This is a genomic window from Microcoleus sp. (genome assembly GCF_041354475.1).
Classification (GTDB): Bacteria; Cyanobacteriota; Cyanobacteriia; order Cyanobacteriales; family Microcoleaceae; genus Microcoleus.
The window spans coordinates 49,272-60,753 of the sequence record NZ_JBGJZU010000034.1 but is presented as its reverse complement, the minus strand read 5'-3'; the positions used below and the strand labels follow the sequence as shown (position 1 = coordinate 60,753).

The following is an 11,482-nucleotide window of genomic DNA, read 5'->3' as shown; positions in this document are numbered from 1 at the left end:
TTTTTCTCGTTGTTTGTGATATTAAGTATCAGCTACTGCTTTTACTCTCTATCTCTAATTTTTTGACGAGGTTAATAGTGCTTTAAGCTTTCAAACTATTCTTTTTTCTAGGTTCGGTTTTTACCTTTCGGTCGTGGTTCGGTGAACCGCTTCCCTTCCGGCGCTTTATTAATATACTTATTCCGCAAGATGTTGTCAAGCGTTTTGTGAAATTATTTTTGAGCTTTTTTTGAACCTATACACCGTATGCCTTTCGGCTCTTAAGAATCCCTCGGCTATCCTACAAGCTGAACCCTTTTTCGCCATTAGTCTCAAGATTGACCCGGAAAGTGGGTTTTTGGCAGGGGAGTGTGCTTTTGGTAGAGAGCATTTTTATGGGTAGAACATCATGGGACTAATCAGGTCAGCAGGTTAGCAGTACACATATATATGTAGTAAGCGTCAAGATATTGATGCCATGGACGGGCAGTGGTCTTGGCTGCTGTGGGTCGATCGCCCTTGGATGACGCAAAACCCTATACTTACGAGATCCGTCAGAAAGTTAGGTCCCGGATCAAAGTCGTTGGCGCGAGCAAAAGTGAAGTGGGGCAGATGTGGAACAGAGCCTGGTAACACCATAGATTTATAGATCGAGCAGTCCATGGATTAGAGAAGGGAGTGAAGGTCTGCCCAAATAGCTGACTTCCCAGGATGGTACTTTAGTAGCCGGCGGGTAATGCCGATCGAAAGACCGATCGCATAAAATGAAGTGAAACCAGCTAAGGCTCCTCAAAATCAAACCACAGTTGAGATGGCATTACCTTGGGAAGGACTTTCTCCACTCACACACCATCTCAGAGGCCTTGACCAAATTGACTTTACTCGAAAAAAAAAGACACCAGCCTACAGTAAGCGCGATCCAGCTTTCGCAACAGAGGTTTTTCGCTCCGTGGTAAACTCTGCTCCTAGAGAAGATTGTCGATCGAGAGTTAAACAAGTTTTCCGTTTCAATCCAGCCGAAACATCAAACAGCGTTGGCGGTAAGGGGATATCTCAAGGCGCGATCGTCACAAATCTCAAATCCCAAATTCAAAATCCCATGAGTTACTGCCTAAATCCTAACTGTTCCAAGCCAGAAAACCCCGACGCAGCCAAACTATGCAAAAATTGTCGCTCGAAACTGCTCCTGCGCGATCGCTATCGAGCACTCAAGGCGATAGGACAAGGCGGTTTTGGCAGAACATTGCTCGCCGTTGACGAAGACAAACCCTCAAAGCCTCGCTGCGTCATCAAACAATTTTTACCCCCGGAAACCCCACTAATCCCCTCAGCCAGCAATCGCAACAGCAAAAAAGCAGCCGAACTTTTTGAACAAGAAGCAATGCGATTAGACGAATTAGGCAAACATCCTCAGATTCCCGAATTATTAGCATATTCCATCCAAGACAACCGACAATATGTAGTCCAAGAATTTATCGACGGGCAAAACCTAGCGCAAATTGTAGAAACCGAAGGCATTTTCACAGAAAGTCAAATTCAAGACTTACTCAATAGCTTACTACCCGTACTTCACTTCATTCACTCACACAATGTTATTCACCGAGATATCAAACCAGCAAATATAATTCGTCGTGCCGACCAACAATTAGTTTTAGTAGACTTTGGGGCAGCCAAAATTGCCACAGGTACAGCATTACTCAAAACAGGAACCAGCATTGGTAGCCCCGAATACATCGCCCCAGAACAAGCTAGAGGCAAAGCATTTTTCACCAGCGACTTATACAGTTTAGGCGTAACTTGCCTTTATTTACTAACTCAAGTTTCCCCATTTGACCTGTTCGATCCGGGTGAAGATACGTGGATATGGCGACAGTATTTAGGCAACAACCCAGTTTCTGAAGAATTAGGTCAAATTTTAGACAAAATGATTGAAAATGCTACTAATCGCCGCTATCAAACGGCGGGTGCAGTATTAAAAATTTTGAATCCTAAAGCTACCCTAAATTTGACAATTCCCCAAACAATTACCAAGCCAAATAAACCTATATCCCAGAACAATCAGCGCCAAAAACAGACTAATAACTGGCAATGTATTCACACATTGACAGGTCATAAAAATTTAATTTCCTGTGTTGATTTCAGCCCGAACGGAGAAGTTATCGCTAGCGCCAGTGATGACAAAACCATCAAACTTTGGCGAGTAGAAACAGCAGCAGAAATTACTACCCTAAGCGGACATACTAACTCCATTCATACAGTAGTATTTAGCCCTAATGGAGAGATATTGGCTAGCAGCAGCCACGACAAAAATATCAAATTTTGGCGAATGAAAGATGGTCTAGATATTTGCACCCTTACTGGTCACACTAACTCAGTTTATGGCTTGGCTTTTAGTCCCGATGGTGAAACTATTGCTAGTAGTAGTTGGGACAAAACAATTAAAATTTGGCGAGTTAAAGATGGGCAAGAACTTCGCACACTAGCGGGTCACATAAACTTAGTTTATTTTGTGGCTTTCAGTCCCGATGGAGAAATTTTGGCTAGCAGTAGTTGGGACAGAACAATTAAGATTTGGCGAGTCAAAGATGGGAAACTACTTCGGACGCTTACCCGACATACAGACTGCGTGCGCTGTATCGCTTTTAGTCCCAACGGAGAGTTTCTTGCCAGTGGCAGTCACGACAATACTATCAAAATTTGGTGGGTGAAAGATTGGCAAGAGATTTTAAGTATTACAGGTCATTCTTGGTATGTGGATTCCATTGCTTTTAGTCCTGATGGCGAGAGTATTGCCAGCAGTAGTAATCAAATCATCAAGATTTGGCAAGTCAAAAATGGTGAAGAAGTTTGTAATATTGCCGGTCATACAAATTCCGTTTATTCAGTTAATTTTAGTCCCGAAGGAGAATTGATTGCTAGCGGTAGTAGTGATAAAACAATTAAGATTTGGCAGAACGTTAGGGTGTAATTTCAGAAGCAGGAAGAAAGTTCAAGGACTACGTTTATCCATCCACCTAGTCTGGTCCTTGGGTGGTTGTAGCCCAAGGATTACGATCGGGTAATATCAAGTCCTCTCTTCATCGGAATTATTCATCTCTCTTGTCTCTCTCTGCGTTCTCTGCGTCCTCTGCTGTTACATCATTCCGATGCAATCGGAAACCATATAAAACAAACTCTCTATTTGCCCAAATATCTCCGAATCAGGATTTTATCCGGAATAATAGCCAAAGCCAAAGATATATGGAGAGAAGTTCCCGATGCCCCGATGGAGGAATGCCACCTAAAGCCCACTTAGAATCTCACCTGACGGCAGAGGAACTCAAAATTCGCTACCGGCAGGCCGACAACACTACAGAGTCCCGTCGCTGGCACTTGCTATTATTGGTTTCCAGAAATTGGACTATCAAAGAAGCGGCTCAAGTTATAGGTATTAACTACGACTATGCCAAAGAAATTGTCCAGCGCTATAACCGGGAAGGACCTAACTCTGTGAGAAACCGCAGTGGAGACCGCCAACCACCTCCTGCTAAATCTTTGCTGAATCCAGAACAGCAAGAAGAACTGCGACAAGCGCTGCAAGGGTTAGCCCCCGATGGGGGAAATTGGACGGGGCCCAAAGTAGCTCGCTGGATTGCCGAAAAGACTGGTAACACTCATGTCTGGCCACAACGTGGCTGGGACTACCTGAATCGCTTGGGTGCCGATGGGCCGCGCCGACGGCGAAAGTAGATTGTATATAGTAGACATCTCGCAAAAAGCTGGTCTTGAGCAGGCTGTCGGGCCTGTAACAGCGGAATTCTGAGAGATTTCTAATATATGGTGTGGGGCGATTAATCGCCCTTTTTTTGATCTAGCATCGCCGTTGATTTTTACTAGGATTCCTCAGTCTGACATCGAGAATCTAGAATCGAAAATCTAAAATGGTTTGACTCCTGTAACCATAGCTGCTTATATTGAGTGTGGTGGTGTTCAGGAGTTGACCATGCTGGGGATAGGGCGTTTTTTTTCGGCGACCAACAAGACTGTCGCAGTAGTGGCTGGAATTGGACTGATTCAGATATTAACGATCGCCAGTTCATTTTCTCAATCATCAAATCAGCGTTCCCTGGACGAACTTTACAAAATCCGCGATCGCATTATCAGTCAATTAGAACAACCTCCGTCTCCCTCTCCCGAACCAACTCTACTTTCCCGGTTAGTTCCCTTCAATACGAATACTCCTGAAAAACTCATAGAGGAGTTGCAATCAGTCGAGGTTCAAATATTAGTAGAACAACGGGCTAACGATAACTTACAGCAAGCAGTTCGTTTAGCAAACGAAGCGGCAGAAGCTGGACGAGAGCCAAATCAGTCCCTCGAATATGCGCAGAAAATTCAATTTCTGTGGCAACAAGCCCTGAACAATTTGTACGAAGTTCCCCAAAATTCATTTTTAGCGAGTTTAACGGCTTCAAAAATTCAAGAATACCGAAACAATCTAACGGCAGCAGGCTTGGAAGTCAAACAAGCAAAATCGGATTTTTTGGCTTCGGTTGCCAGGGAAAGTGGCTTATCGAATCAAGCTTCCATCGGCATTTGCCACCTTTCTAGAGACTGCGTTCACCTGCGAGGCGATTTACCTCCGGTGAGTCCAGCTAGCTTAATTAAACTGCCGATTGCTGTGGCCCTGATGCAAAAAGTGGCACAAGAAAAAATCAGTCTTAACAAACAAGTATTTGTTGATTCTGGTAATTTTACTGAAGACTCATCGACGGAGATTTTGTCCGATCGCAATTACCCGCTACAGAAACTGTTAGAAGAAATGATCGATCGCAGTAGCAATATTGCCACCAATCAACTGATCGATTACTTGGGTTCCGATTACATCAATCAATTCTTAGCAAATCGTGGCTACCAAGTAACCCGTGTCAACTTCAAATTAATGGGAGCACAGATTATGCCTAGTAACCCTGGTAGTGGTGCGAACCGATTGACTGTTAACGAACTCACTGAAATGATGGTACAAATTTACAACGGCGAAACACCCGGTGCTAAACTGTTAGTGGAGACTCTCAACCGACAGTACGATCGCAATCTGGGATTTGCGGCTTTGCAAGGAACGAAAGCACAGTGGCTAGGTGAAAAAACTGGAGAAAATTCCCTGGTACTCGGCACAACTTTAGCAATGAGTATTGACGGTGAAGCCTATGTGATCACTGTAATTGACAACACCAGTGGCAGCGATACAGAAATGCGAAAGTCGATCGCCAAAATCGCCGATTATATTTCCAACCACCCCGATTTTTAGTGAACACGATTTAAACAGAGTCATCAAAATAGGGAGTAAATTGTAGCTATGCTCGTAGCACAACATTTGTGGGAATTAATTTTATTTCTGATGATTTTAGTCAGTCCCATTCCCTTAAGTTTTTTTGTGGCATTTCTCAATCATCAAGAAAGAAGCAACTATTCATTGTCCCATTTCTCCCTCATTTTTCTGACTGGCTGGAGCATAGTACAAGTCTCTACAGGGTTGATTTTAGGAAGTTTTGATGTCTTAAATATTTCGGTAGTTATTTTAGCAGAATTGGGAATATTTATATTAGGTTTAATCGTAAATTATCCCCTACTAAATCAAATAATTCAATTCCTAAACCCGCACCAATTATTCGTCAATCAAACTCGCAATCAATGGGAATGGCTCATTATTTTTTCAGTGGGCTTTGTGGGATTTTTGCTATTGGGAAATCTCGCCACAAAACCGATAACGAATTATGATTCATTGTGGTTTCATCTGCCTGCCATTGCCCGATGGTATCAAACAGGTTCATTGACGTTATTAGATGCCACTGGTAATTGGATTTTTGAACAAGAGCAAGCGAGAGTATATCCTTACAATTGGCATATTTTGTCTGTCTTGTGTTTGTTTCCCTTCAAATCTGATTTTTTAGTAGCGTTTCCTCTGCTAATTGCTTGGGTAATTCAGGGACTTTCAGTGTATCTTTTGAGTGTTAAATTTGGAGCAAGTAGAGTTCATGGCATGGCCGCGTCAGCTTTGATATTGACAGTGCCAATGATGCTGAACCAAGTTAACACTATTCACCCGGATTTACCGCTATCTGCCATATTTACAGTTGGTTTATATTTAGGTTTTTGTTATTATAAAAGCCGTTTCTTATCTGAACTATCCCTCTTTTTTGCAGCCACGGGAATGCTAGCGGGAATCAAAATAACTGGTCTAGTCTACGCAGTCTCACTTTTAACCGGATTAGGAATCTTAGAAATTCATAAATTTGTAGTTAATAAAACTCCTAGACCAAATCAATTTAAAATCATTTATTTTTTCAAGCCTATATTGCTAGGTGGTCTAGTTCTTTTCTTACTTTTAGGAGGTTTTTGGTATGGCAGAAATTTGTTGCACATCAATCATCCGATAGTTGATACTAAAGAGATTAAATTTCCTTTACAACCAGTTACCATACCATCCACAGTAAAGCCACCAACACCAGCACTCCCCAAGCAGCCAGATTCGCCACATTTCAAGATTTGGCAAAGCACTTTAGCCGCTCAATTCAATCCTAGCAATATCGATCACTGGAAAACTCTCGGCTTGCAAATTATGATTAGATTGCAAGTGCCATTTATGGCACTTGTTTTGCAGGTATTAGCAGCACCTCTGGCTTTGAAAACAGCTAAAAATAAACTAATTAATCAAAATACTATTATATTGAGTGTACTGCTTGCCAGTACAGGAATTATGTATCTTATTACACCTTACAGTTCTGGTACTGGGGGAGAGTCAATAGGTGAAATAAGTCCTCTACTGGGTTTTAACCTCAGATACGGATTTCCATTTTTAAGTGTACTGGCCATCGCAGCCGCAGCTACAGCAACTCTGTTGAAAACTCGCAATCACTTCGTGGTGAATGTTGTGGTGGTTAGCACTTTTTTGGGAATTACAAGCAATACAATTTTTGATTATATTAAAAATGCTTCTTTTACCGGAGATAGTATTGTGTGGGGAGGTTGGCTGATTGACAGTTTTAAGTCTAATCCATTAGAAGCTCTTGAGACTATAGGAAAAATCTTGGGTAGCAGTTGGAATGATATTTTCATCTACCCGATATTGTATCTGGTGTCAATCTCAGTAGTGGCTGGGATATTATTAAAAACAAATCCTCGCTTAGGCTGGCAAAATAATGTATTTCAATCTCTTTTCAGGCATAAATTAAATTACCTAGTGATAATTGGTATCTGTATAGGATTGATAGTAATTGGGAATTGGAGGGAACAGCGAGATGTTGCTCGCACAGCACTGTATCGTGGTATTGACGAATATATTAATGAGAATACTGTGCCCAATGAAAAAATTGGATTCTTTTTGAGTTCTCGTAGCTACCTTTTTTACGGAAAAAATTTGAATAGGCAAGTTTTGTATGTACCTTTTAGAACAGATAGACTTTCTGGATGGATTGACAACCTGCGGCAAAATCAGGTTAGTATAATTGGATTCGGGCCATTGACTGATACAGACGCAGCAACCAGAAAAGCTCTCTCTAAGCTGACTGGTGCCGAGGGCCCGCTGGAACCAGTTTTCGGTAGAGATTTTAATACCGAACCAGTGCTGTATCGTTTGAAAAATTGAAATATATCAGTGATAATGAACCTAGAGCCAATTTTATTTTCAATTATCGTTCCTACCTATGCTCGTCCTGAAAAATTGACGACCTGTCTCCAGTCTTTTGCTAAACTTGAATATCCGCGCGATCGCTTTCAAGTTATAGTCGTTAATGATAGTACCGAAATATCTCTAGTATCAACAGTTGCTCCGTTTCAAAACAACTTAAATCTCATACTTTTAACCCAGCGTAATTCAGGGCCAGCCATCGCCCGAAATACTGGTTCTTGTGCAGCCACAGGCAAATTTTTAGTATTTACAGACGATGATTGTAGTGTGGCACCTAACTGGCTGCAAACTCTAGAAAATAGATTTACCCAAACACCAAATTCTTTAATTGGAGGTCGAATTATTAATGCACTTCCTGATAACATATATTCTACTGCAAGCCAGGAATTGATCGATTACCTTTACAGTTATTATAATGCTATTCCCGATCGCGCCAAATATTTCACTTCCAACAATTTTGCCCTTCCGGCTGAATCCTTCCAAAAAATTGGTGGCTTTGGGACAAGTTTTTCCTTCGCTGGAGAAGACCGGGAATTTTGCCATCGGTGGCTTAACTCTGGGTATAACGCCATTTATGCTCCCGAAGTTATAGTCTATCATGCCCACAAACTGACACTGCACCAATTTTGGCAACAGCAATTCAATTACGGTAAAGGTGCTTTTTTGTTTCAGCAAGTTACTGCTCAAACTGCGACTAAAGGGAAACTGCAAAATCCGTCATTTTATTTGAATTTACTTGCTTATCCCTGGAGACATACAACAGGTATTCAAAAGCTATTAATTGCGGGATTATTTTTGCTGTCACAGGTGGCGATTGTTGCGGGATTGTTATGGGAAAAGAAGGATTATGAGGCTCGGAAACTAGGTGGTTGAAACTGCTAAGTAGAAGGAAGAAGTCACCCCCCCAAGCCCCCCCCAAGGGGGGATGGGGGAGGGGGAAAAATCGAGGTGAAGAATGCTCATACAGCAAGCTTTTTAGCCACCTGTATCTTACGTTTAATTAGGTGGATTTACTTACCACCTAAAAAATTTTCCGGCTGCACCGACTCAGAAATAAATATTATTAAATAAAGCCGTGTTCTGCTAAAAATTCCGGGGTAATGTCCGCCAAACTGTTAATGGCTGGGGTTTCTTCCCAGGCTTCGGGATGTAGTTGATAACTGCTACGGAGGAACTTGCCGACGTATTTGCCTAAAATATCTGCTTCTAAATTAACTAAACTTCCTGGCTGCAAATAGCGAAGGTTTGTCTCATCAAAACTGTGGGGAATCACGGCTACTTCAAACCAATTGCCGTCTGCATCGCAATCTGCGACAGTCAGGCTGATGCCGTTGACGGCGATGCTGCCTTTGGGAACAATGTAAGGTGCTATTTGACGTTGCCATCCTGAATTGATAGCTGTTGGGGCAGTAAACCGCATTTCCCAGGCGTTGGCGGTTTGGGTTGATGTGGCTAAAGTGCCGATCGCATCTACGTGCCCGGTAACAAAATGTCCGCCTAACTTACTGCCGGCGCGTAGGGAGGTTTCTAAGTTAACAATAGCATCGGGGAATGCTCCGAGATTAGTGCGTCTGAGGGTTTCGGGGGAAGCGATGGCGACAAAACCTTGGGGCAAAACGGACACTACTGTTAAACAGACACCATCGACGGCTACGCTATCGCCGATCGCCAAATCTTGTAAAATCTGGTGGGAGCTGCTGGAGGTGCAGGAAATTTGAAAGCGGTCATTTCCTAGGGATTTGAGTTGTCCTAGAGATTGAATTAGTCCTGTAAACATGGGTATCTTATGGTATTTCGATCGCGGATTCACGTCAAACCACAGCCAAAATTCGATCGGAGGTAGCCACGGGTGATGGTATTGCCTCTTTCGGTAGATTATTTTGAGTGCGATCGGTTGTAGATTCAGGCGAAGATCGAGTCATACTGGATTCAGGTCATCTTGATGTCCAAGTTTTCCACCGCCTTACAGTATTCTATGAGGCCGATCGAATGATTGAAATGAAAGTCGCTGGAATTGCCTTAGATGCAGCCACGCGCAGTCCTATAGTCTTATTGAGAGACGCTACAGAGCGACGGGCCTTGCCTATTTATATTGGTCAAGAGCAAGCCAAGGCGATTATCAGCGTTCTAGAAGGCCACAAGCCTCCTCGACCTTTAACTCACGATCTGATGGTCAATTTCTTAGAAGCCTGGAATCTCACATTGGAGCGAATCGTGATTCACTCCCTGCAAGATAACACCTTCTATGCGGTACTGATTGCCCGTCAGGGAGAAGTTAAAAAAGAAATCGATGCCCGACCTAGCGATGCGATCGCCCTCGCCCTGCGGACAAATAGCCCCATCTGGGTGATGGAAGAAGTGATTGCTGATGCTTCCATACCGGTCGATCGAGATGCTGATGAAGCCGAACGTAGAGCTTTCCGAGAATTTATTTCAAATCTTCGTCCAGAGGATTTGATTAAAGGCAGTGGCTTTAGTTCGGGAGAAACTTCGTAGTAGTTATGTATAGAAACGTTCTCGGCAGTTAGGAAATTTTTAATTTCTCAAACCATTGATTTTATTGAATTTTCCTTCTGCCTTCTACCTTCTTGCTTCTTGCTTCTGCTATATGCGCTATCGAAGGTTTGGCAAAACGAACTTGCCCCTGTCCGTATTTTCCTTGGGAACCATGCGCTATTTGGCTTCTGAGGAAACTGCCTGCCAGACTGTACAGCAGGCTGTGTCTCTGGGCATCAATCACATAGAAACAGCCTCTGGTTATGGTTGCAGCGAGGAATATCTCGGTGTCGCCCTGTCGGCTGGGTTGGCGGTGGATCGATCGCGCTTGCACGTCACCACGAAAATTTCGCCAACGCCCGATGCGGAGGCGATGGAACGCTCGATTGATGAGTCCCTAAAACGCCTGAATTTAGACTACCTAGACTGTCTGGCAATTCATGGTTTAAATACTTGGGAACATTTGGCTTGGGTACAATCAGACACAGGCTGTATGGCAACTGTAGACAAAGCTGTTGCCGATGGCAGAATTCGGCACGTCGGCTTTTCCACTCACGGACCCTTGGAGCTAATTCTGGCCGCTATCAATACAGATTTGTTTGAATTTGTCAATCTGCATTATTACTATTTTTTTCAGCGCAACGCCCCGGCCATTGAACTAGCCAGCCAAAAAGATCTAGGCATTTTTATTATTTCTCCCGCAGACAAAGGCGGGCAACTCTACACTGCGCCCGAAACCCTAACAGAAATGTGTAGGCCGTTCTCACCCCTAGAGTTGAATTATCGGTTTTTATTGAGTGATACTAGGATTGGGACGTTGAGTGTGGGGGCAGCCAACCCGATGGAATTAGAAGAACCACTCAGATGTTGCGATCGCGACTTTCCCTTGAGTGCGATCGAAATTACTGCATTTGATCGCTTAGAATCTGTAATCGCATCCAGTCTGGGAACGAACAAATGTAGCCAGTGCTATGCCTGTTTGCCCTGCCCAGAAAACATTAACATTCCTGAAGTATTGCGACTCCGCAATCTCGCGGTCGGCTGCGACATGACTGACTTTGGGAAATACCGCTACGCCATGTTTGAAAATGCTGGACATTGGTTTCCCGGAAACAAGGGCAACCGCTGTACCGATTGTGGCGACTGTGTGCCCCGCTGTCCCGAAAAGTTAGATATTCCGGGCCTGCTGGCAGATACTCACCAGCGACTGGGTGGCAAAGGGGGCCGGCGGTTGTGGGATTAAAAAAAAAACTGGTTTTTCAAGGTAATTAAGAGCAGAATTTAAACAGTAACATTCCGATCCTCTAGATTAATTGGCAGCCCGCATCTACTACCGATTTA

The 11,482-nt window shown here is 43.3% G+C and carries 8 protein-coding genes; 7 read left to right on the top strand and 1 reads right to left on the bottom strand.

The genetic code is table 11. The features are described 5' to 3' along the window. Positions 1 to 1,078 precede the first annotated feature (1,078 nt). From ACBR23_RS14675 to ACBR23_RS14655, 5 genes are all read left to right on the top strand, one after another. Entirely contained in the window at positions 1,079 to 2,947 is a 1,869-nt protein-coding gene (locus ACBR23_RS14675) for a protein kinase (RefSeq protein ID WP_371116398.1), read from the top strand. A 305-nt stretch (positions 2,948 to 3,252) separates the two neighbouring features. Continuing rightward, positions 3,253 to 3,708: a helix-turn-helix domain-containing protein gene (locus ACBR23_RS14670; protein ID WP_341738516.1), complete on the top strand. Its 456-nt coding sequence runs from the start codon at positions 3,253 to 3,255 to the stop codon at positions 3,706 to 3,708. 196 nt (positions 3,709 to 3,904) lie between these two features. Beyond that, complete coding sequence (locus ACBR23_RS14665; protein ID WP_341738517.1) at positions 3,905 to 5,266, top strand: serine hydrolase; 1,362 nt, start codon at positions 3,905 to 3,907, stop codon at positions 5,264 to 5,266. Positions 5,267 to 5,314: 48 nt separating this feature from the next. Further along, the gene (locus ACBR23_RS14660; RefSeq protein WP_371116395.1) at positions 5,315 to 7,603 is read left to right on the top strand and encodes a hypothetical protein; all 2,289 of its coding nucleotides are present in this window, start codon (positions 5,315 to 5,317) and stop codon (positions 7,601 to 7,603) included. A gap of 15 nt (positions 7,604 to 7,618) precedes the next feature. Continuing rightward, positions 7,619 to 8,518, top strand: coding sequence for a glycosyltransferase family 2 protein (locus ACBR23_RS14655; protein WP_371116393.1), 900 nt, complete (start codon positions 7,619 to 7,621; stop codon positions 8,516 to 8,518). 190 nt (positions 8,519 to 8,708) lie between these two features. Here the strand turns inward: ACBR23_RS14655 and ACBR23_RS14650 are convergent, their stop codons facing one another. Next, complete coding sequence (locus tag ACBR23_RS14650) at positions 8,709 to 9,422, bottom strand: riboflavin synthase (protein ID WP_371116392.1); 714 nt, start codon at positions 9,420 to 9,422, stop codon at positions 8,709 to 8,711. A 212-nt stretch (positions 9,423 to 9,634) separates the two neighbouring features. On the opposite strand from ACBR23_RS14650, the gene ACBR23_RS14645 reads away from it, so the two are divergent. Both ACBR23_RS14645 and ACBR23_RS14640 read left to right on the top strand, forming a co-directional pair. Further along, the gene (locus ACBR23_RS14645; protein ID WP_340524078.1) at positions 9,635 to 10,141 is read left to right on the top strand and encodes a bifunctional nuclease family protein; all 507 of its coding nucleotides are present in this window, start codon (positions 9,635 to 9,637) and stop codon (positions 10,139 to 10,141) included. Positions 10,142 to 10,253: 112 nt separating this feature from the next. Continuing rightward, complete coding sequence (locus ACBR23_RS14640) at positions 10,254 to 11,384, top strand: aldo/keto reductase (protein WP_371116397.1); 1,131 nt, start codon at positions 10,254 to 10,256, stop codon at positions 11,382 to 11,384. Positions 11,385 to 11,482 lie beyond the last annotated feature (98 nt).